This is a genomic window from uncultured Streptococcus sp. (assembly GCF_963511325.1).
GTDB lineage: Bacteria > Bacillota > Bacilli > Lactobacillales > Streptococcaceae > Streptococcus.
Genome location: NZ_CAUPII010000003.1, coordinates 1 through 21,765, shown reverse-complemented (window position 1 = coordinate 21,765; position 21,765 = coordinate 1). Strand labels below are relative to the sequence as shown.

23 protein-coding genes are annotated in these 21,765 nt (G+C 41.6%); all 23 read left to right on the top strand.

Annotation, left to right across the window (positions count from 1 at the left end; translation table 11 throughout):
* Position 1 precedes the first annotated feature (1 nt).
* The 23 genes from yqeH to RQ973_RS01425 all read left to right on the top strand — a co-directional run bounded on the left by yqeH (position 2) and on the right by RQ973_RS01425 (position 21,500).
* Positions 2-1,108 carry a ribosome biogenesis GTPase YqeH gene (gene yqeH / locus RQ973_RS01535; RefSeq protein WP_311522526.1) on the top strand — a complete coding sequence of 369 codons (1,107 nt, stop codon included), beginning with the start codon at positions 2-4 and terminating at the stop codon, positions 1,106-1,108.
* Positions 1,109-1,319: 211 nt separating this feature from the next.
* Entirely contained in the window at positions 1,320-1,631 is a 312-nt protein-coding gene (gene yhbY / locus RQ973_RS01530; RefSeq protein ID WP_311522525.1) for a ribosome assembly RNA-binding protein YhbY, read from the top strand.
* Positions 1,632-1,682: 51 nt separating this feature from the next.
* Positions 1,683-2,312, top strand: coding sequence for a nicotinate-nucleotide adenylyltransferase (locus tag RQ973_RS01525; RefSeq protein WP_311522524.1), 630 nt, complete (start codon positions 1,683-1,685; stop codon positions 2,310-2,312).
* Positions 2,312-2,905: a bis(5'-nucleosyl)-tetraphosphatase (symmetrical) YqeK gene (gene yqeK / locus RQ973_RS01520; RefSeq protein ID WP_311518807.1), complete on the top strand. Its 594-nt coding sequence runs from the start codon at positions 2,312-2,314 to the stop codon at positions 2,903-2,905. Before RQ973_RS01525 ends, yqeK begins: the two co-directional genes overlap by 1 nt.
* Positions 2,906-3,406, top strand: a complete 501-nt coding sequence (locus RQ973_RS01515; RefSeq protein ID WP_016465503.1) for a cysteine hydrolase family protein — start codon at positions 2,906-2,908, stop codon at positions 3,404-3,406.
* A gap of 12 nt (positions 3,407-3,418) precedes the next feature.
* The gene (gene rsfS, locus RQ973_RS01510; RefSeq protein WP_153225040.1) at positions 3,419-3,769 is read left to right on the top strand and encodes a ribosome silencing factor; all 351 of its coding nucleotides are present in this window, start codon (positions 3,419-3,421) and stop codon (positions 3,767-3,769) included.
* Between the two features lie 274 nt (positions 3,770-4,043).
* Complete coding sequence (locus RQ973_RS01505) at positions 4,044-4,784, top strand: class I SAM-dependent methyltransferase (protein ID WP_311522577.1); 741 nt, start codon at positions 4,044-4,046, stop codon at positions 4,782-4,784.
* 9 nt (positions 4,785-4,793) lie between these two features.
* Entirely contained in the window at positions 4,794-5,891 is a 1,098-nt protein-coding gene (locus tag RQ973_RS01500; protein WP_153225039.1) for a nucleotidyltransferase, read from the top strand.
* 130 nt (positions 5,892-6,021) lie between these two features.
* Positions 6,022-6,276, top strand: a complete 255-nt coding sequence (locus RQ973_RS01495; RefSeq protein WP_311522576.1) for a type II toxin-antitoxin system Phd/YefM family antitoxin — start codon at positions 6,022-6,024, stop codon at positions 6,274-6,276.
* Positions 6,277-6,279: 3 nt separating this feature from the next.
* Complete coding sequence (locus RQ973_RS01490) at positions 6,280-6,534, top strand: Txe/YoeB family addiction module toxin (RefSeq protein WP_153225038.1); 255 nt, start codon at positions 6,280-6,282, stop codon at positions 6,532-6,534.
* A 217-nt stretch (positions 6,535-6,751) separates the two neighbouring features.
* Positions 6,752-8,365 carry a ribonuclease Y gene (locus tag RQ973_RS01485; protein ID WP_311522523.1) on the top strand — a complete coding sequence of 538 codons (1,614 nt, stop codon included), beginning with the start codon at positions 6,752-6,754 and terminating at the stop codon, positions 8,363-8,365.
* 136 nt (positions 8,366-8,501) lie between these two features.
* The gene (gmk, locus tag RQ973_RS01480; RefSeq protein ID WP_000775049.1) at positions 8,502-9,128 is read left to right on the top strand and encodes a guanylate kinase; all 627 of its coding nucleotides are present in this window, start codon (positions 8,502-8,504) and stop codon (positions 9,126-9,128) included.
* Between the two features lie 24 nt (positions 9,129-9,152).
* On the top strand, positions 9,153-9,467 hold the full coding sequence (rpoZ, locus tag RQ973_RS01475; protein ID WP_004251389.1) for a DNA-directed RNA polymerase subunit omega: 315 nt from the start codon (positions 9,153-9,155) through the stop codon (positions 9,465-9,467).
* An 84-nt stretch (positions 9,468-9,551) separates the two neighbouring features.
* Positions 9,552-11,942: a primosomal protein N' gene (locus tag RQ973_RS01470; protein ID WP_311522522.1), complete on the top strand. Its 2,391-nt coding sequence runs from the start codon at positions 9,552-9,554 to the stop codon at positions 11,940-11,942.
* 12 nt (positions 11,943-11,954) lie between these two features.
* Positions 11,955-12,890, top strand: a complete 936-nt coding sequence (gene fmt, locus RQ973_RS01465) for a methionyl-tRNA formyltransferase (protein ID WP_311522521.1) — start codon at positions 11,955-11,957, stop codon at positions 12,888-12,890.
* Positions 12,883-14,196: a 16S rRNA (cytosine(967)-C(5))-methyltransferase RsmB gene (gene rsmB / locus RQ973_RS01460; protein ID WP_311522520.1), complete on the top strand. Its 1,314-nt coding sequence runs from the start codon at positions 12,883-12,885 to the stop codon at positions 14,194-14,196. Before fmt ends, rsmB begins: the two co-directional genes overlap by 8 nt.
* Before the next feature lie 15 nt (positions 14,197-14,211).
* Positions 14,212-14,952, top strand: coding sequence for a Stp1/IreP family PP2C-type Ser/Thr phosphatase (locus RQ973_RS01455; protein WP_075231438.1), 741 nt, complete (start codon positions 14,212-14,214; stop codon positions 14,950-14,952).
* Positions 14,949-16,832, top strand: coding sequence for a Stk1 family PASTA domain-containing Ser/Thr kinase (pknB, locus tag RQ973_RS01450; RefSeq protein WP_075231437.1), 1,884 nt, complete (start codon positions 14,949-14,951; stop codon positions 16,830-16,832). The genes RQ973_RS01455 and pknB overlap by 4 nt, the downstream gene beginning before the upstream one ends.
* A gap of 88 nt (positions 16,833-16,920) precedes the next feature.
* Positions 16,921-17,679, top strand: a complete 759-nt coding sequence (locus tag RQ973_RS01445) for a threonine/serine exporter family protein (protein WP_075231436.1) — start codon at positions 16,921-16,923, stop codon at positions 17,677-17,679.
* Position 17,680: 1 nt separating this feature from the next.
* Positions 17,681-18,130 carry a threonine/serine exporter family protein gene (locus RQ973_RS01440; protein WP_049503410.1) on the top strand — a complete coding sequence of 150 codons (450 nt, stop codon included), beginning with the start codon at positions 17,681-17,683 and terminating at the stop codon, positions 18,128-18,130.
* 153 nt (positions 18,131-18,283) lie between these two features.
* A complete protein-coding gene (locus RQ973_RS01435; RefSeq protein ID WP_075231435.1) occupies positions 18,284-19,456 on the top strand; it encodes a hydroxymethylglutaryl-CoA synthase in 1,173 nt (390 codons plus the stop codon).
* Positions 19,456-20,730 carry a hydroxymethylglutaryl-CoA reductase, degradative gene (locus tag RQ973_RS01430; protein WP_075231434.1) on the top strand — a complete coding sequence of 425 codons (1,275 nt, stop codon included), beginning with the start codon at positions 19,456-19,458 and terminating at the stop codon, positions 20,728-20,730. Before RQ973_RS01435 ends, RQ973_RS01430 begins: the two co-directional genes overlap by 1 nt.
* Positions 20,731-20,966: 236 nt before the next feature.
* Positions 20,967-21,500 (top strand): hypothetical protein, encoded by a 534-nt coding sequence (locus RQ973_RS01425; protein ID WP_075231433.1) that lies wholly within the window; start codon positions 20,967-20,969, stop codon positions 21,498-21,500.
* Positions 21,501-21,765: the final 265 nt, after the last annotated feature.

Below are 21,765 nucleotides of genomic sequence, written 5' to 3'. Positions count from 1 at the left end.
TATGGAAGAAATTCTCTGTATTGGTTGTGGAGCAACTATTCAGACTACAGATAAGACTGGGCTTGGTTTCACCCCCCAGTCGGCACTCGAAAAAGGTTTGGAGGCAGGTGAAGTCTATTGTCAACGCTGTTTTCGTCTTCGTCACTACAATGAAATCACTGATGTTCAGTTAACGGATGATGATTTCCTCAAACTTCTGCACGAGGTGGGGGACAGTGATGCCTTGGTAGTTAATGTCATTGATATCTTTGACTTTAATGGTTCTGTCATCCCAGGTTTGCCACGTTTTGTATCGGGCAATGATGTGCTCTTAGTCGGAAATAAAAAAGATATCCTACCTAAGTCAGTTAAACCAGGTAAGATTAGCCAGTGGCTGATGGAGCGTGCTCACGAGGAAGGCTTGCGTCCTGTTGATGTCGTCTTGACTTCAGCACAAAACAAGCATGCCATTAAGGAAGTCATTGACAAGATCGAGCACTACCGTAAGGGACGTGATGTCTATGTTGTTGGGGTGACCAATGTCGGGAAATCAACCCTTATCAACGCCATTATCCAAGAAATTACAGGTGACCAGAACGTCATCACAACTTCACGCTTCCCAGGAACAACCTTGGATAAGATTGAAATTCCACTCGATGATGGTTCTTATATCTACGATACGCCGGGGATTATCCACCGTCACCAGATGGCCCACTACTTGACTGCTAAAAACCTCAAGTATGTCAGCCCTAAAAAGGAAATCAAACCAAAAACCTATCAGCTAAACCCTGAACAAACCCTATTTTTAGGTGGATTGGGACGCTTTGACTTTATTGCAGGAGAAAAGCAAGGTTTTACAGCCTTCTTTGACAATGAACTCAAACTTCATCGTACCAAGCTAGAGGGAGCTAGTGCCTTTTACGACAAGCACCTAGGAACTCTTCTTGCACCACCAAATAGCAAGGAAAAAGAAGATTTTCCAAAACTAGTCCAACATGTATTTAACATCAAGGATAAGACTGACCTAGTTATCTCAGGACTAGGTTGGATACGTGTGACAGGCACGGCCAAAGTAGCCGTCTGGGCCCCAGAAGGCGTCGCCGTCGTCACAAGAAAAGCAATTATTTAAAATAAAATCACCGAGCGAACAAAGTGAGCTCATAAAAAGATAGTTATTGCCGTGGTGTGATTGCCAATCTTTAGATTGGCAAGGGGCACAATTGAGACCTAGGCTCAATTGTGAGGTCAGGAAATCCATTTTTCAAAGATGAAATCATTGAAAAATTAGTTCCGACCGTCCCTCACCACCTAAAATAACTATCAAAAAAGGAAGAAAGATTATGTCATTAACATCGAAACAACGTGCCTTCCTCAACAGCCAGGCACACACCCTCAAACCCATCATCCAAATCGGGAAAAACGGTCTCAACGACCAAATCAAAACCAGCGTTCGCCAAGCACTTGACGCGCGTGAATTGATCAAGGTTACTCTCTTGCAAAACACAGATGAAAATATCCACGAAGTAGCTGAAATCTTGGAAGAAGAAATTGGTGTGGATACAGTCCAAAAAATCGGACGCATCTTGATTTTGTATAAACAATCCAGCAAGAAAGAAAATCGCAAGATTTCTAAAAAAGTTAAAGAAAGCTAAGAACGATACTCCCAAAAGCTGTTTTTACAGAAGAGTAAAGGAGATTAACCTATGGCAATTGAATTATTAACTCCCTTTACAAAAGTGGAGTTAGAGCCAGAAATCAAGGATAAAAAACGCAAACAAGTCGGTATTTTGGGTGGAAATTTTAATCCCGTTCATAATGCTCATCTGATTGTTGCAGATCAAGTTCGTCAACAGTTGGGATTGGATCAAGTTTTACTCATGCCTGAATACCAGCCACCTCACGTAGACAAAAAGGAAACCATTCCTGAACACCATCGCCTCAAGATGTTAGAATTGGCGATTGATGGAATCGAGGGTCTAGCTATTGAGACTATTGAGCTAGAACGTAAGGGTATTTCTTACACCTACGACACCATGAAGATTCTGACAGAGAAGAATCCAGATACAGATTATTACTTTATCATCGGTGCTGACATGGTAGACTATTTACCCAATTGGTATAGAATTGATGAACTGGTCGACCTCGTTCAGTTTGTAGGAGTTCAGCGACCACGATACAAGGCAGGAACTTCCTATCCAGTTATCTGGGTGGATGTGCCTCTCATGGATATCTCATCCAGCATGGTGCGTGACTTCCTTGCTCAAGGTCGGAAACCCAACTTTCTCCTACCTCAGCCTGTGCTAGACTACATCGAGAAGGAGGGGCTCTACTGATGGCCTATCAAGACTATATCAACTGCTCCCGTGAGGCTTTGTTGGAAAAAATGGCAGAGCTTCTACCTGAAAAACGCTTAACCCATTGCTTGGGTGTGGAGCGTGCAGCCATAGAACTGGCTCAGCGCTTTGGAGTCGATGTTGAGAAAGCAGGTCTAGCAGGCCTTCTTCATGACTATGCTAAAAAGCTGTCAGATCAGGAATTTCTGGATTTGATTGATCGTTATCAGCTAGACCCTGACCTCAAAAACTGGGGCAATAATGTCTGGCATGGCATGGTTGGCATCTACAAGATTCAGGAAGATTTGGATTTGCATGATTCAGAAATCCTGCGAGCCATTGAAATCCATACAGTTGGGGCTGACCAGATGACGGACCTAGATAAGGTCATCTACGTCGCAGACTACATCGAGCACAATCGTACCTTTCCAGGAGTGGATGTGGCGCGTGAGATTGCAAGTTTGTCACTTAATAAGGCGGTGGCCTACGAGACAGCTCACACAGTGGAGCATTTGGCTCACCAGGGATTCCCCATCTATCCCCAAACCCTTGGAACCTATAACGCCTATGTGCACTATTTGAAAGAGGACTAAATGAAGACGGCTTTTATAATCATTGATGTTCAGAATATTTTAGTGGAAACTGGGTTTCAGACAAAAAGTCTATTGGAAAAAATTTCTTATTTACAAAACCAGGCTAGAAGCAAGAATATCGAAATTATTTATGTTCAACATATTGAGAACTCTGAAGCTCAAACATCAGAAGATTGGCAGTTATCTGAGCTTTTAAGTCGAAAACCTAATGAAAAGGTCTTTCAGAAGAAGTATAACAGTATTTTCAAAGAAACTGGTTTAAAAGAATACTTGGATAAACAGGGGATTGAAAAATTAGTTTTATGTGGTATGCAGACAGAATATTGTGTGGATACCTCTGTCAAGGTTGCCTTTGAATATGGCTATCAGCTTATTATTCCAGAAGGAACTTGCACAACGTTTGATGGCGATGACATTCCAGCAGAAACGATAAATGAATTTTATGAGGGCATTTGGGAGGGGCGCTTTGCAGATGTCCTAGATTACAAACATATTTTCTAGAAAGAGGATTAAATGAAAGAAAAAGAATTACTAGAACTAGTCGTGAAAGCGGCTGATGAGAAACGCGCGGAGGATATCCTCGCACTTGACGTACAAGATTTGACCAGCGTGACAGACTACTTTGTTATCACTAGCTCAATGAATAGCCGTCAGTTGGATGCTATCGCTGACAATATCCGTGAAAAAGTTGCTGAAGCAGGCTTTAAAGGCAGCCATGTCGAAGGTGATGCAGCTGGAGGCTGGGTCTTGCTAGACCTCGGCAGTGTCGTTGTGCATATCTTCTCAGAAGAAATGCGTGCCCACTATAACCTCGAAAAGCTATGGCATGAGGCTAATTCTGTAGATTTATCAGAAACTCTATAGTCTTTTCCTTTATCTTTTATTACGGCGTTAACTCGAAACGAGAAACAAGCTAAGCTTGTCTGATTTATAACCTCAATCAGTCTCCCAGACTGATTGAGCAAACTCTAGTTATGCCTGCAATTCGTTTCCTAGTACTAAAAGCAAACGAAAAGACTATAGCGTTACAATTGAACTCAGTTGCAGTCAACTGGGTTTTATTTGCTTATTTTAGAAAAATTGATTGAAAGGTAAAGGGCGAGTGGTGTTTGCCATGGACGCTCTTGGTATCATGATTATGGCAACTTATGAAACTTTTGCGGCGGTCTATGATGCGGTCATGGATGATAGTTTATATGACAAATGGACGGACTTTTCGCTACGCCATTTGTCTAAAACCAAGGACAGAAAGAAGCTTTTGGAATTGGCTTGTGGGACAGGGATCCAGTCCGTTCGCTTTTCGCAAGCTGGTTTTGATGTGACTGGACTTGATTTGAGTGCGGATATGTTGAAGATTGCCGAAAAGAGAGCGGCTTCAGCCAAGCAAAAGATTGATTTCATTGAAGGTAATATGCTGGATTTGTCCAAGGCAGGTAAATACGACTTTGTGACCTGCTATTCCGATTCTATCTGCTATATGCAGGATGAAGTGGAAGTAGGGGATGTCTTTAAAGAAGTCTATAATGCCCTCAATGAAGATGGTGTCTTTATCTTTGATGTGCATTCGACCTACCAGACTGATGAGGTCTTTCCAGGTTATTCTTATCATGAAAATGCGGAAGATTTTGCCATGCTTTGGGATACCTATGAGGATGCAGCACCACATTCTATCGTGCATGAACTGACCTTCTTTGTCAAGGAGACAGACGGTTCCTTTAGTCGTCATGATGAAGTCCATGAAGAGCGTACTTATGAGGTCTTGACCTATGATATTTTGCTGGAGCAGGCTGGCTTTAAATCCTTTAAACTCTTTGCGGACTTTGAAGACAAGGAGCCAACAGAAACCAGTACCCGTTGGTTTTTCGTCGCACAGAAGTAGGAGATTACCATGACCATTACAGGTATTATCGCGGAGTTCAATCCCTTTCATAATGGACATAAATACCTGCTGGAACAGGCAGAGGGACTGAAAATCGTTGCCATGTCTGGGAATTTCATGCAGCGTGGAGAGCCTGCTATCGTGGATAAGTGGACACGGGCGCAGATGGCGCTGGAACATGGCGCGGATTTGGTCGTGGAATTGCCCTTTTTAGTCAGTGTCCAAGCGGCGGATTTTTTCGGCCAAGGTGCAGTGGCTATCTTGGCTCGTTTGGGAATTGATACCTTAGCCTTTGGGACAGAGGAAGTTCTGGATTATCAGAAAATTACTGCCCTATACTCAGAACGTGGTCAAGAGATGGAACTTTTCATGGAAAACTTACCTGATTCTCTTTCTTATCCCCAGAAAAACCAAGCTATGTGGAAGGAGTTTGCAGGTCTTGATTTTTCTGGTGATACGCCCAATCATGTTCTTGCTCTCGCCTATGCCAAGGCAGTCGCGGGGCGCAACATCAAACTTCATCCAATTCAACGTCAGGGAGCAGGTTATCATTCTGTGGACAAGGATGTGGACTTTGCCTCAGCGACAGCTCTTCGTCAACATCAAAATGATCAAAATTTCTTAGAACGTTTTATGCCTTCGGTTGAAATCTTTAAAAATGCTGGTAAGGTGAGCTGGGATAACTATTTTCCCTTGCTCTGCTATCAAATTTTGTCAAATCCTGACCTAACTAACATTTATCAGGTCAATCAAGAAATGGCGGTGCGCATCAAGGATGCTATAAAGATAGCTCAGTCTGTGGAAGAGTTGGTAGAGGCAGTTGCCACCAAACGATACACCAAGGCTCGTGTACGACGACTTTTGACCTATATCTTGGTCCAGGCTAGAGAAAGCGACTTACCAGAAGGCATACATGTCTTTGGCTTTACAGAAAAAGGCAGACAACATCTCAAATCTCTGAAAGACCAAGTCCAGCTAGTTAGTCGCATCGGTAAAGAACCCTGGGATGCTATGACTCAAAAGGCAGATCAAGTCTACCAACTAGGAAATCCCAATCTCTTAGAGCAGAATTTTGGTCGAGTGCCAATTAAAATCGAATCAAACTGAGTCTACTTTGAGGTAGGCTTTTTTGTTTTTTTCGAATAAATAGAAAGAAAGGAAAAAATCTTGTACAAGTTCCTGACAATTTTTTCTTTTCGTGTATAATAATGGAATAGAGGTAAAACGAGGTATGGTTATGCAAGCAGTTCTTTACTCAACATTCCGAAATCATTTAAAGGACTATATGAAGAAGGTAAACGATGAGTTTGAGCCTTTGACAGTAGTTAATAAAAATCCTGATGAAGACATTGTAGTTCTTTCAAAGAGTGAGTGGGATAGTATTCAAGAAACCTTGAGAATTGCTCAGAATAAGGAGCTTTCTGACAAGGTCTTGCGAGGAATGTCCCAAGTTCGTGCAGGACATACTCAGGTGCATGTGATAGAGGAGTGATGGATGCTACTCAAGTTTACAGAAGATGCCTGGGCGGATTATTGCTACTGGCAAAACCAAGATAAGAAAACATTGAAAAGAATCAATAAACTAATCAAGGATATTCAACGCGACCCTTTTACAGGAATTGGTAAACCAGAACCGCTCAAGTATGATTACCAAGGAGCTTGGTCACGTCGTATTGAAGCAGAAAATTGCTTGATTTACATGATGGATGCAGATAGCGTCGCTTTCTTATCCTTTAAAGATCATTATTAAGTCTACTGAAAGGTAGGCTTTTTAACTTATTTTTTTCTAAAAAAATCTTTAAAAATTTACTTAGGGAGAATAGCCTATTTTATTAGGGAAAATAAGGATTTTTAACCTTGAAATGACCAAAACAACTTCAAATTAAGGTTTGTTAAAAATGATTTTTTATGGTAGAATGTATAAGAATGCATATCATTCGGATAAACAAATAAATTGAGGTAAAAACATGGAAATTATGGCGATTGTTATCGTTGTTTTTGCCGTCATCATTGGTTTAGTCATTGGATATGTCAGCATCTCAGTCAAGATGAAATCATCACAAGAGGCTGCAGAGCTGATGCTTTTAAATGCTGAACAAGAAGCAACTAATTTACGAGGACAAGCTGAGCGCGAAGCGGATTTATTACTAAATGAAGCCAAGAGCGAAAGCAAATCCCTTAAAAAAGAAGCACTATTGGAGGCTAAAGAGGAAGCCAGAAAATACCGCGAAGAAGTGGACGCTGAATTTAAGTCGGAGCGTCAAGAACTCAAGCAAATCGAAAGTCGTTTGACGGAGAGAGCTACGAGCCTTGACCGTAAAGACGATAATTTGACGAACAAAGAAAAAACACTTGAACAAAAAGAACAAAGTATTTCTGATAGAGCAAAAAACCTTGATGCACGTGAAGAGCAACTAGAGGAAATTGAAAAGCAAAAGCAAGCAGAACTTGAGCGTGTCGGAAGTCTGACTCAGTCAGAGGCAAAAGATATTATCTTAGCCCAGACAGAAGAAGACTTGACCAAGGAAATTGCTAGCCGCATTCGTGAGGCGGAGCAAGAAGTCAAGGAACGTTCAGATAAGCTTGCTAAGGATATCTTGTCCCAAGCGATGCAGAGAATTGCTGGTGAGTATGTAGCTGAGTCTACCAACTCGACAGTTCATCTGCCTGATGATACTATGAAAGGTCGTATCATTGGTCGTGAAGGTCGTAACATCCGTACTTTTGAAAGTTTGACAGGGGTTGATGTCATCATTGATGATACGCCAGAAGTGGTAACCTTGTCAGGTTTTGATCCTATCCGCCGTGAGATTGCCCGTATGACGATGGAAACCTTGCTTAAGGATGGACGAATTCACCCAGCTCGTATCGAAGAGTTGGTTGAGAAAAACCGTCAAGAGATTGATAACAAGATTCGTGAATATGGTGAAGCTGCAGCCTATGAAATCGGTGCACCAAACCTTCACCCAGACTTGATGAAGATCATGGGTCGCTTACAGTTCCGTACTTCATACGGACAAAATGTCTTGCGACACTCAATCGAAGTGGCTAAGTTAGCTGGTATCATGGCTAGCGAACTTGGTGAAAATGCAGCTCTTGCCCGCCGTGCAGGATTCCTTCACGATATTGGTAAAGCCATTGACCGAGAAGTAGAAGGTAGCCACGTTGAGATTGGTACTGAATTAGCTCGCAAGTACAAAGAGCATCCAGTTGTGATTAACACGATTGCTAGTCACCACGGAGATGTAGAGCCTGAAAGTGTGATTGCAGTTCTCGTTGCTGCAGCGGATGCCTTAAGTGCAGCCCGCCCAGGAGCTCGTAGCGAATCGCTTGAAAGCTACATCAAACGTCTCCATGATTTAGAAGAAATCGCTAATAGCTTTGAAGGAGTTCAAAATAGCTTTGCCCTTCAAGCAGGTCGTGAAATCCGAATCATGGTAAATCCAGGTCAAATCAAGGACGATAAGGTCACAATCTTAGCTCACAAAGTTCGTGAGAAAATCGAAAGCAACCTCGATTACCCAGGAAATATCAAGGTAACCGTGATTCGTGAACTTCGTGCAGTTGATTACGCAAAATAAATAAGAAAGAGCAGTTGAAAAATTACTGCTTTTTTGTTACACTAGATAGAAAGATTGTAGTAAGCAGAAATGCCTTCACAAAGAGAATTCTGAATGAATTTTCAAGGCATTTCACAAACTATCCAAAGGAGACATCATGGCAGACCGTGGCTTACTAATCGTTTTTTCAGGTCCTTCAGGAGTTGGAAAAGGAACGGTTAGACGAGAAATTTTTGAGAGTTCTGAAAACCAATTCCAATATTCTGTATCTATGACAACGCGGGCGCAACGTCCAGGTGAAGTAGACGGAGTTGACTATTTCTTCCGTACGCGTGAAGAATTTGAAGAATTGATCCGTCAAGGACAGATGTTAGAGTATGCAGAGTATGTGGGTAACTATTATGGAACTCCTCTGACTTATGTTAATGAAACGCTTGATAAGGGAATCGATGTCTTTCTTGAAATTGAAGTGCAGGGAGCTCTTCAGGTCAAGAAAAAAGTTCCAGATGCGGTCTTTATCTTTTTGACACCACCAGATTTGGAAGAATTGCAAGACCGTCTCGTTGGTCGTGGTACAGATAGCGCAGAAGTGATTGCACAGCGTATTGAAAAAGCCAAAGAAGAAATTGCTTTGATGCGTGAGTATGACTATGCTATTGTCAATGATCATGTTCCTCTTGCCGCAGAACGTGTCAAACGTGTGATTGAAGCAGAACATTTCCGCGTCGATCGTGTCATCGGTCACTACCAGGATATGCTACCAAAGTCGCCGACTATTCGATAAACTATAGAAAACAGGTACAAACAAATGATGCTTAAACCCTCTATTGATACCTTGCTTGACAAGGTACCATCAAAATATTCACTCGTAATCTTGGAAGCAAAACGTGCTCACGAATTAGAAGCTGGAGCAACTCCAACACAAGAATTCAAATCTGAAAAATCTACACTTCGTGCCTTAGAAGAAATTGAATCAGGGAATGTAACCATCCACCCAGATCCAGAAGGAAAACGCGAAGCTGTTCGTCGTCGTATCGAAGAAGAAAGACGATTGAGAGAAGAAGAAGAAAAGAAAATTAAAGAGCAAATCGCGAAAGAAAAAGAAGAAGGTGAAAAAATTTAAGGTTGGGGGGACTCAATCTTATTTTTTCTATTGCAAGAATACTCAATCAATTAAAACGATTTAAGTAAAGAAGGAGGTGAGGATATGGCTATTGCAAAAATCATTGTGGATGTTCCTTTGATGCAGACAGACCAGCCCTATAGCTACAAGATTCCAGAGGAATTTGAAGGGATGCTGGAAGTTGGTATGCGAGTTCATGTGCCTTTTGGGAAGGCCAATCGCTTGATTCAAGGGATTGTTCTTGGAATGGAACAAGAATCGGAAATGGCAGATGAGGACTTGAAAGAAATTGCTGAGGTGCTGGACTTTTCTCCTGTCTTAACGGAGGAACAACTCTGGCTAGCCGAAGAACTACGTAAGTCAGTTTTTTCATACAAGATTTCTATTCTAAAAGCTATGCTTCCAGGATTTTTGAATTCTAGCTATGATAAAATCCTCTATCCTCTGGAAGGCTTGAGTCAGGAGGAAAAGGAACGCTTATTCGGTTCGCAAGAGTCCTTAGCATTTTCATCACTTGATTTGAAAAAGCAGGCGGAGATGATGCGATTGACTCGCAAAGGGCTCTTGAAACTCGAGTATCAGGCTATAGACCAGAAGAAGGTTAAAACACAGTCTTGGATTCAAGTGAATCTTGACAAATTAGAAAAGCTAGAAATCTCAAACCGTGCCAAGAAGAAATTGGAACTGCGAGATTATTTATTAGCACATCCAGAAAGTACTCCTTTGGCTGCTTTGTTAGAACATTACTCTCGGCAACAAATCAATTTCTTTGTGGAACAGGGTGCTTTGACGATCCTTCAAAAAGAAGTACAACGTTCAGCTGCCTACTTTGAAGGAATCGAGTCAAATCAAGCCTTAGAGTTAAACCCAGAGCAAAAACTAGCCTGTGAGGCGGTTGTTGGAGCGATTGGGAAGAAACACCCTCCATTTCTCCTTCAAGGAATCACAGGAAGTGGGAAAACCGAGGTTTACCTACAGATTATCCAAGGTGCCTTGGATATGGGAAAAACAGCGATTGTTCTAGTTCCGGAAATCTCTCTGACACCTCAAATGACAGAGCGCTTTATTGCTCGTTTTGGTGAGCAAGTTGCCATCCTCCACTCAGGCTTGTCCAATGGTGAAAAGTATGATGAGTGGCGCAAGGTGGAGCGTGGAGATGCTCAGGTAGTTGTTGGGGCCAGGTCTGCTATTTTTGCACCTTTGAAAAATTTAGGTGTTATCATTATTGATGAAGAGCATGAGGCTAGTTATAAGCAAGATAGCAATCCTCGCTACCATGCTAGAGATGTGGCTCTTTTACGTGCCCAGTACAATCAAGCTGCCCTAGTCCTTGGTTCTGCAACACCGAGTCTAGAAAGCCGTGCGCGTGCTGGTAAGGGTGTTTATCAACATCTACGTCTGACTCAACGTGCCAATCCTTTAGCAAGTATTCCTGAAGTTCAACTCATTGACTTCCGTGATTACATTGGGCAGAATGAAACATCAAACTTTACACCACCACTGATTGAGGCCATTCAAGATCGACTGGATAAAAAAGAGCAGGTTGTTCTCATGCTCAATCGTCGTGGTTATTCTAGCTTTGTCATGTGCCGAGAATGTGGGACCGTGGATACTTGTCCCAACTGCGATATTTCCTTGACGCTGCATATGGATACTAAGACTATGAACTGTCATTATTGTGGTTTTACGAAGGAAATTCCACATGTCTGTCCCAACTGTCAGAGTCGCAGTATTCGTTACTATGGAACAGGAACTCAGAAGGCCTATGATGAACTAGCTGAACTCTTTCCAGAGGCACGTATTCTGCGCATGGATGTGGATACAACTCGCAAAAAAGGTAGTCACCAAGCACTTCTTGAGCAGTTTGGCAAGGGTGAAGCGGATATTCTTCTGGGAACCCAGATGATTGCCAAGGGCTTGGATTTTCCAAATGTGACCTTGGTTGGTGTTCTCAATGCGGATACAGCCTTGAATCTGCCTGATTTCCGTTCTTCTGAGAGAACCTTTCAACTCTTGACCCAGGTGGCAGGACGAGCAGGAAGGGCTGAAAAAGCTGGGCAGGTCTTGATCCAGTCTTACAATCCTCAGCATTATGCCATTCGCTTCGCCAAGGATCAGGACTATGAAGGCTTCTATGTCTATGAAATGGGTATCAGACGTCAACTTGGCTATCCACCTTATTATTTCACTATTGGGATTACCTTGTCTCATAAGAAAGAAGAAGAGGTTCTTAGAAGAGCTTATGAGGTCATGGAAATTTTACGGTCAGGTTTGTCGGATGCTAGTATCATCCTTGGTCCAACGCCAAAACCTATCGCTCGTACTCATAACCTCTATCATTATCAAATTTTGATTAAATACCGTTTAGAAGATGAGCTTGGTCCAACCCTTAACCAGGTCTTGGCCTTGACACAAGAACGGGAAAATAGCGACCTTCGTCTCAGTATTGACCACGAACCGCAACAATTTTTATAAGAAGGAGAAGATATGACGAAACTAATCTTTATGGGAACGCCTGAATTTTCAGCGACCGTTTTGAAGGGACTTTTGTCAGATGACCGCTACGAGATTGTAGCTGTTGTAACACAACCAGATCGCGCAGTTGGGCGTAAAAAAGTCATACAAGAAACCCCAGTAAAACAAGCAGCTAAAGAAGCAGGGCTTCCTATCTACCAACCAGAAAAATTATCGGGTAGTCCAGAAATGGAAGCTATCATGAACTTGGGTGCTGATGGAATTGTGACTGCAGCTTTTGGACAATTTCTCCCAAGTAAACTCCTTGATAGCATGAATTTTGCGGTCAACGTTCATGCTTCCCTCCTTCCTAAACACCGTGGTGGTGCTCCTATCCATTATGCCTTGATTCAAGGGGATGAGGAAGCTGGTGTGACCATTATGGAAATGGTCAAGGAAATGGATGCAGGAGATATGATTTCCCGTCGCAGCATCCCTATTACAGATGAGGACAATGTAGGAACCTTGTTTGAGAAATTGGCGATTGTTGGTCGTGATTTGCTTTTGGATACTTTGCCTGCATACATTGCTGGCGAGATTCAGCCTCAACCACAGGACCCAAGCCAGGTTACATTTTCGCCTAATATCAAACCTGAAGAAGAAAAGTTGGACTGGAACAAGACCAACCGTCAACTCTTTAACCAAATTCGTGGGATGAATCCTTGGCCAGTTGCTCATACTTTTCTAAAGGGCGAACGCTTCAAAATCTATGAAGCTCTGCCTGTAGAAGGTCATGGAACTCCAGGTAAGATACTCTCCATCGGTAAGAAAGAATTGATTGTCGCAACAGCAGAAGGGGCTCTATCTCTCAAACAGGTTCAACCAGCAGGAAAACCTAAAATGGACATTGGTTCCTTCCTTAACGGTGTGGGACGGACTTTAGCAGTAGGAGAACGATTTGGTGACTAAAGTAGAAACGGCTAGAAGTTTAGCCCTAGAGGTATTGGAATATGTCTTTATCCAACAAGCTTACTCCAATATCGCCTTAAACAAACACCTAAAAGCCAGTCAGCTGTCAGCAACAGACAAAGGCTTGGTGACCGAACTGGTCTATGGAACCGTAGCTCGTAAACTAACTTTAGAATGGTATTTGTCTCACTTTATTGAGGATAGAGACAAGCTAGACAGCTGGCTCTATGTTTTGCTTCTCATGAGCGTCTATCAACTCGAATACTTGGATAAACTTCCTGATCATGCAGTGGTCAATGAAGCAGTGGAACTGGCTAAACTTCGAAAAAAAGGTAGCGAAAAACTAGTCAATGCTGTTCTGCGCCGCATCTTGCGTGAGGGCTTGCCAGATATTGCCAGTATCAAACGTAAAAATAAGCGTGATTCCATCGCCTACTCTTTGCCAGTGTGGTTGGTTTCTAAGCTCAAGGAAGAGTATGGTGAAGAGAGAGCGCAAGCGATTTTTGAAAGTCTATTGAAGCGTAATAAAGCCAGTATTCGCGTAACAGATTTGAGCCGAAAAGAGGAAATCAAAGCTCTGCTTGGTGCAAGTGATTCTCTTTTATCTCCTGCTGGTCTGGTTAAGGAACAGGGACATTTTGCTAGTCATGACTTGTTTTCAGAAGGACTTATTACTATCCAAGATGAGTCAAGTCAACTGGTTGCACCGACACTAGAGCTACAAGGTGACGAGCAGGTTTTAGATGCTTGTGCAGCTCCTGGTGGAAAGACCGCCCATATGGCATCTTATTTGACGATAGGTCAGGTAACGGCTCTAGATCTCTATGATCATAAACTCAATTTGATTCAAGAAAATGCTCAGCGTTTAGGCGTAGCAGACCGTGTCCAAACGCAAAAATTGGATGCCAGAAAGGTGCATGAGTTTTTTGGCAAGGATCAATTTGATAAGATTTTAGTTGACGCTCCTTGTTCAGGGATTGGTCTATTGCGTCGCAAACCAGATATCAAATACAATAAAGAAACATCAGATTTCGCGTCATTACAGGAAATTCAGCTGGAAATATTAGGTAGTGTTTGTCAAACACTACGAAAAGGTGGTATAATAACGTATAGTACCTGCACTATTGTCTCAGAAGAGAACTTTCAAGTGGTTCAAGCATTTTTAGAAAGTCATCCCGAGTTCGAGCAGGTTAAACTAGAACACGAATGCAAGGATATTCTAAAAGATGGCTGTATCCTTATTACTCCGGAATTATACGGAAGTGATGGATTCTTCATCAGCCAATTTCGTAAGATATCCAATTAGGAAGGAACTGACACAATGGAGATTTCATTATTAACAGATGTGGGTCAGAAGCGTACAAATAATCAAGACTATGTCAATCTTTTTGTCAACCGTGCTGGTCGCACGATGATCATCTTGGCTGATGGGATGGGAGGTCATCGCGCAGGAAATATTGCCAGTGAGATGGCAGTTACGGACTTAGGTGTTGCCTGGGTTGATACGCAGATCGACACCGTTAATGAAGTTCGCGAATGGTTTGCCCACCATCTAGAAGTTGAAAATCAAAAGATTTATCAACTAGGACGAGATGAAGCCTACAAGGGAATGGGGACAACCCTCGAAGCTCTTGCAGTTATCGGAAATCAGGCAATTTATGCCCATATCGGAGATTCTAGAATCGGTCTCATTCGAGGGGAAGAGTACCGTCAACTGACAAGTGATCATTCCTTGGTTAACGAATTGCTTAAGGCAGGTCAATTGACACCTGAAGAAGCTGAAGCACATCCACAAAAGAATATCATCACCCAATCTATCGGACAAAAAGACGAAATTCAACCTGATTTTGGAATTGTCAGCTTGGAAGCAGGTGACTATCTGGTCATGAATAGTGACGGTCTAACCAATATGATTTCAGGCAGTGAGATCTATGATATTGTGACAAGCGATATTTCGCTTGATGATAAGGCGGCCACTTTGGTACGCTTTGCCAACAATGCCGGAGGGCTTGATAATATTACAGTTGCCCTTGTTTCGATTAAGGAGGAGGCGGCACTATGATCCAGATCGGCAAGATTTTTGCCGGGCGGTATCGGATTATCAAACAAATTGGCCGTGGAGGTATGGCAGATGTCTACCTAGCCAAGGATTTGATTTTAGACGGGGAAGAGGTAGCTGTAAAGGTCCTGAGGACTAACTACCAGACTGACCCGATTGCTGTTGCTCGTTTTCAGCGTGAAGCGCGTGCAATGGCTGACTTAGATCATCCCCATATCGTTCGGATAACGGATATCGGCGAAGAGGACGGTCAACAGTACCTAGCTATGGAATATGTAGCTGGTCTTGATCTCAAACGCTATATCAAAGAACACTATCCCCTCTCAAATGAAGAAGCTGTCCGTATCATGGGTCAGATTCTCTTAGCGATGCGCTTGGCGCACACTAAAGGTATTGTCCATCGTGACTTAAAACCTCAAAATATTCTTTTAACTCCTGATGGAACGGCTAAGGTGACGGACTTTGGGATTGCTGTAGCCTTTGCAGAGACAAGTCTGACTCAGACCAATTCTATGTTGGGTTCTGTCCACTACTTGTCACCTGAGCAGGCTCGTGGCTCTAAGGCAACTGTGCAGAGTGACATCTATGCCATGGGGATTATTTTCTACGAGATGCTGACAGGGCGTATCCCTTATGATGGCGATAGTGCAGTAACCATTGCCCTCCAGCATTTTCAAAAACCACTTCCTTCGGTTATAGCTGAAAATCCATCTGTTCCCCAAGCTTTGGAGAATGTGGTCATCAAAGCAACTGCTAAAAAGCTTACGGATCGATACAAGTCAGTTTCAGAGATGTATGTGGATTTATCCAGTAGTTTGTCTTATAATCGTAGAAATGAAGCCAAACGTGTTTTTGATGATGCTAGTAAGGCAGATACCAAGACCTTGCCAAAAGTTCCTCAGACAACCTTAACATCGATTCCAAAGGTTCAACCACAGCCAGAAATTTCTCAGACTGCTAGAGTCAATCCAGAGGTTGCTGCGAAAGAGCCGCTGGAAAAACCAGTGAAAAAACGTCGCTTTAAGGCACGTTATCTAGTTCTCTTGGCAAGCTTCGTATTGGTCCTGGCTTCCCTTGTCTGGATTTTATCCAGAACACCAGCTACTGTTGAGATTCCAAAAGTTGCAGGTCAAACTGTTGCTGAAGCTAAGGAAAACTTGAAAAAAGCGAATTTTGAGATTGGCGAGGAGAAGACCGAAGCGAGTGATACCGTAGAAGAAGGTCGGGTTATCCGAACAGATCCAGATGCTGGCTCAGCTCGCAAAGAAGGAACTAAGGTTAATCTCATTATTTCTTCAGGTCAACAATCCTTTAAGCTTGGAAATTATGTTGGTCGTAAATCTACAGATGTCATAGCAGAATTGAAAGGGAAAAAGGTTCCTGAAAATCTGATTAAGATTGAAGAAGAAGAGTCCAGTGAATCAGAACCAGGTGTGATTTTAAAACAGAGCCTAGCAGAAGGTACAACCTATGATCTTAGCAAGGCAACTTCTATCGTTTTGACTGTTGCTAAAAAGGTGACAACCGTGACCATGCCAAGTTATATTGGCTCAAGTCTTGAATTTACAAAGAATAACTTAATTCAGATTGTTGGTGTCAAGGAAGCTAATATCGAAGTAGTAGAGGTTTCGACAGCACCTGAGGGCACTGCTGAAGGAACTGTTGTCGATCAAAGTCCAAAACTAGGTGCGAAAGTTGATCTAAGTACGACACGTATAAAGATCTCTATTTATAAACCAAAAACTCCACCATCATCTTCTTCTGTTCCATCTTCGAGCCAGCGTAACTCTAACAGGGCAGATAATACGGTGCCATCTCAAAGTTCATCTACTCCATCTTCGTCTACGCAAACTCATGCGGACGAACATAACACTGATAACTAAATAATCTTTGTCACAGTTTTTGTGGCAAAGATTTTTTTTCCTCCGAAATTATGATAAAATAAAATGGAGTTTGAAAAAGGAGGGAAACATGGAAGAATCAAAAAAACTGAATGCAGTTATTGATGTCATCATGCTAGCTGGAACGATTCTACTTCGAAATGGATCTGAGATTTATCGTGTTGAAGATACCATGATTCGGATTGCTCATTCACAGGGTATTCTGGATTGTAATGTTTTAGCCATGCCCGCAGCCATTTTTTTCTCCATTGAAAATACAAATATCTCTCGTATGAAGCGAGTGACCTCCTCTGCTTATAATATTGAGAAGGTGTGTGATGTCAACCAAATTTCGCGGCAACTCGTGTCAGGACAGCTTGATTTGGAGACAGCCTTTATCCAACTAAAGGAATTGAATGCTAAGGCATCTCCCTATACCAATGTTCAACTAACTGCTGCAGCGACCCTCAGTGCTCCTTTCTTTTCAATCATGTTCGGTGGGAATGTCTACGATGCAATAGGGGCAGGAGTGGCGACCTTGTTTGCTTTTACTTTCTCTCTCTATGTAGAAAAGTTTATTCGTATTCCTTTTATGACAGCTTTTGCAGGAGCTCTTGTCTTTGGTTTGATTGCACAATTTTGGGCGCGCTATTCTGGTTTACCATCGACAGCCGATTTGGTCATTGCTGGTGCGGTCATGCCTTTTGTACCTGGAATTGCCCTGACTAATGCTGTTCGAGATATTATGACCAATCACATTAACTCTGGTATGAGCAAGATGTTTGAATCCTTGCTGATCACCCTTGCCTTAGGGGCTGGAACATCAGTCGCCCTCTTACTCATGAACTAATATGACACTAACAACATTTTTATTGCAAGCTCTGGCAAGTTTGCTTGCCATTATTACCTTTTTAATCGTTTTAAATGTCCAGCGTTCCATGCTTATCCCTGGTGGAGTTTTAGGAATGTCTATCTGGCTACTCTATCTGATACTCAAGGAACCAACCAATGTTATTTTGGCAACCTTTATTGCTGCGGTGATTGGTTCTTGTGTTAGCCAGATTATGAGTATTCTCTACAAAACACCAGCAGTGGTTTTTGCCCTAGCCATTCTGGCACCATTAGTGCCAGGTTATCTGTCCTATCGAACCACTTCCTTCTTCGTTACAGGTGACTACGGCCATGCCATTTCTAGTGCCATGCTAGTTATGATGTTGGCCCTTGTTATCTCCATTGGAATGGCCAGTGGGACAGTTTTGTTGAAATTGTATCATTATCTCAAAAAGAATCGAGCTAGCTAAGACTCGATTTTTTGTAGCCCTAAAGTTCTATTTGAAAAATGAGATAATGAACTTGATTTGGTGAATCAAGTCTTTTTTAGCTCATTTGACCTCAATTGTGATAAAATAGAGGTGAACGATTTTTTACAATGAATGATAAAAATAGAGGTAAATATGACAATCGGTATTGATAAGATTGGTTTTGCAACCAGTCAATACGTTTTGAAATTACAAGATTTAGCGGAAACCCGAGGAATTGATCCTGAAAAATTGAGTAAAGGACTCCTTTTAAAAGAATTGAGTATTGCTCCTTTGACAGAGGATATTGTTACCTTGGCTGCCAGTGCAGGTAATTCTATCCTGACTGAAGAAGAGAAGCAAGAGATTGACATGGTTATCGTAGCGACAGAGTCTGGGATTGACCAGAGTAAAGCTGCAGCTGTCTTTGTACACGGTTTGCTAGGAATTCAACCATTTGCTCGTAGTTTTGAAATCAAGGAAGCTTGCTATGGTGCAACAGCGGCCCTTCACTATGCTAAGTTACATGTAGAAAATTCTCCTAAATCAAAAGTTTTAGTGCTGGCTAGCGATATTGCAAGATATGGTGTCGAAACTCCTGGAGAACCAACTCAAGGTGCAGGCTGTGTTGCTATGTTGATTAGCCAAAATCCACGTGTTATGGTCTTCAATAATGATAATGTTGCACAAACTCGTGATATTATGGACTTTTGGCGTCCAAATTACTCGACAACACCATTTGTAAATGGGGTTTACTCAACGCAACAATATCTTGATAGCTTAAAAACGACTTGGGAAGAGTACCAAAAGCGTTATGACTGTACTTTGGATGATTTTGAAGCTGTATGTTTCCACTTGCCATATCCAAAGCTAGCTCTCAAAGGATTGAAAAAAATCCTAGACAAATCCTTGCCTCAAGAGAAGAAGGACTTGCTTCAAAAGCACTTTGATGAATCTATTATTTATAGCCAAAAAGTTGGGAACATTTATACAGGTTCACTCTTCTTAGGTCTCTTGTCTCTTCTTGAAAATTCTGATAGCCTAAAAGCTGGGGATAAGATTGCCCTCTACAGCTATGGTAGTGGGGCTGTATCTGAGTTCTTTAGTGTAGTATTGGTTGAAGGTTTTGAAAAGCAATTGCAGAAAAATCGCTTAGACTTGCTAGACCAACGTCAAGCATTGAGTGTTGCTGACTATGAACGAATCTTCTTTGAGGAAGCCCAATTAGATGAGTCTGGTTCTGCAACGATGTCAGGCTATGAAGGGCAAGACTATGCCCTTGTTGAGATTGTAGAACACCAACGTCGCTACAGCAAGGTTGAAAAATAATGAAAAAAAATTGGAATGGATTTGCTAAAAAATCAATTCAAGAGCGCCTAGAGTTCGTTAAGTCTCAGGCGCTTACTACTATTGAAGCCCAAGAAAGTCTTGCGCAAAATGAAAATCTCAGTCTAGCAGTAGCGGACCAATTGAGTGAAAATGTGGTAGGAACCTTCTCACTTCCATACTCAATCGTTCCAGAAGTTCTGGTAAATGGTCAAGAATACACAGTTCCCTATGTGACCGAAGAACCATCTGTTGTTGCTGCAGCTAGTTTTGCCAGTAAGATTATCAAACGTGCTGGAGGTTTTACAGCTCAAGTTCATCAGCGACAAATGATAGGTCAGGTAGCCCTCTATCAGGTTCCAGATAGGGATAAAGCTTGTCAGGCTATTCTGAGTCAAAAAGCAGAGTTGCTCGAACAAGCAAACCAAGCCTATCCCTCTATTGTCAAACGTGGTGGTGGAGCCAGAGAGCTAACAGTTGAAAAAATTTCTGGTGAGTCTGACTTTTTAGTGGTTTATCTCCATGTAGATACTCAGGAAGCAATGGGAGCTAATATGCTCAATACCATGCTTGAAGCTTTAAAACCAAGTCTAGAGGCTCTAAGTCAAGGGCAAAGTTTAATGGGAATTCTATCCAACTATGCCACAGATTCTCTAGTAACAGCAACTTGTCGTATTGCCTTTCGTTATTTGAGTCGCCAGAAGGATGAAGCGCGTGAACTAGCGGAAAAAATGGTTTTAGCTAGCCAGTTTGCTCAGGCAGATCCTTATCGAGCAGCTACTCACAATAAGGGAATTTTTAATGGAATCGATGCCCTTTTGATTGCGACAGGAAATGATTGGCGTGCCATCGAAGCAGGAGCGCATGCCTATGCAAGTCATGATGGCGCCTATCGAGGACTCAGTCGTTGGACTATAGATTTGGAAAACGAAGAGCTTATTGGAGAGATGACCATGCCGATGCCAGTTGCCACTAAGGGCGGTTCGATTGGTCTCAATCCTCGAGTTGTACTCAGTCATGAGTTGCTAGGTCAACCATCTGCCAAAGAATTGGCTCAAATTATCGTTTCGATTGGTCTCGCTCAAAACTTTGCAGCACTTAAAGCTCTTGTCAGTACAGGGATTCAGCATGGACACATGAAGCTTCAAGCGAAATCTTTAGCGCTTTTAGCAGGTGCGACTGAGGCAGAAGTACCCAAGTTAGTAGAAAACTTGATTGCTGAAAAAACCTTTAATCTAGAAAAAGCGCAAACGCTATTGAAACATTTAAGATCATAAGAAAAATTTAGACTGGTTTGATTTTTAGCGCTTTTTACTGTTTTTTCAAATAAAAGAAACTCAAATACAGAATCGTATTTGAGTTTCTTAATTCAATGACATTATTTGCCAGTTTTTCTGTTTTTGTTCAAAAAAACAAGACGTATGTATTGACAACGCTTTCATTTTTTGTTATAACATAGTTGTAAATTATTAAGATTCATAATCAAAAAATATAGAGAGGAGGATTTTTGATTATGAATAAAAAAATAAAAATGGTGAGTGTTGCATTACTTAGTACAGTAATATTGAATATAGCACTTACAGAAGGTGTTTCAGTTGTTCATGCTAATGAGGTGGTTTCAGCGACAAAACTTGGAAATACTTTTAAAGATTTATCGGAAGAATCTATTTTATTAATTTTAAAAGCAGTAGATGAAATGCCACAAGGAATGTTGGAAAGAGGGAATCAGGAAGAAATTGATAAATATATGCTTAGTAAAGGTATAGATTTAAAATTTGATAATGAAGTACAGTTCAGAGACTTTTGGGGATGTGTCGGTGCAGTTGCTTGGGCAGTAGGATCTGCTGCTGTTGGTATTGGTATGCTTGTTAAAATTAAACAATTTATAGCAGCAGTAGGAGGTATCAAGGCAGCCGCTTCTGCTTTAATATCCATTGCTGAATCTGGAGCTAATTACGACAATATTACAAAATTCGGATATGCTGTAGTTGACATGGGATCTACTATTTTGGGAATTAAGGCAATTAGTGATAACTGTTTTGAATAAGAAATACAATATAGTTTTATTTTTATTATTTATAGTCTATTTGTTTGGGTACTTCTCAATTTCAAAAAATTTAATTCCTATAATGTGTGTGATCCAAATATTTTTGTTAGAAAATATATTTAAATCTCAAAATAAGCTTATCCAAATAGGTAAAATTATAGTTATTATTGCTTCTATAATATTATTTATTGATAGTATACTAAATTAAGAGGCTCTCTGTCAACTGTAGTGGGTTGAATAAAAAGCTAACATCTGGAGAGGACAA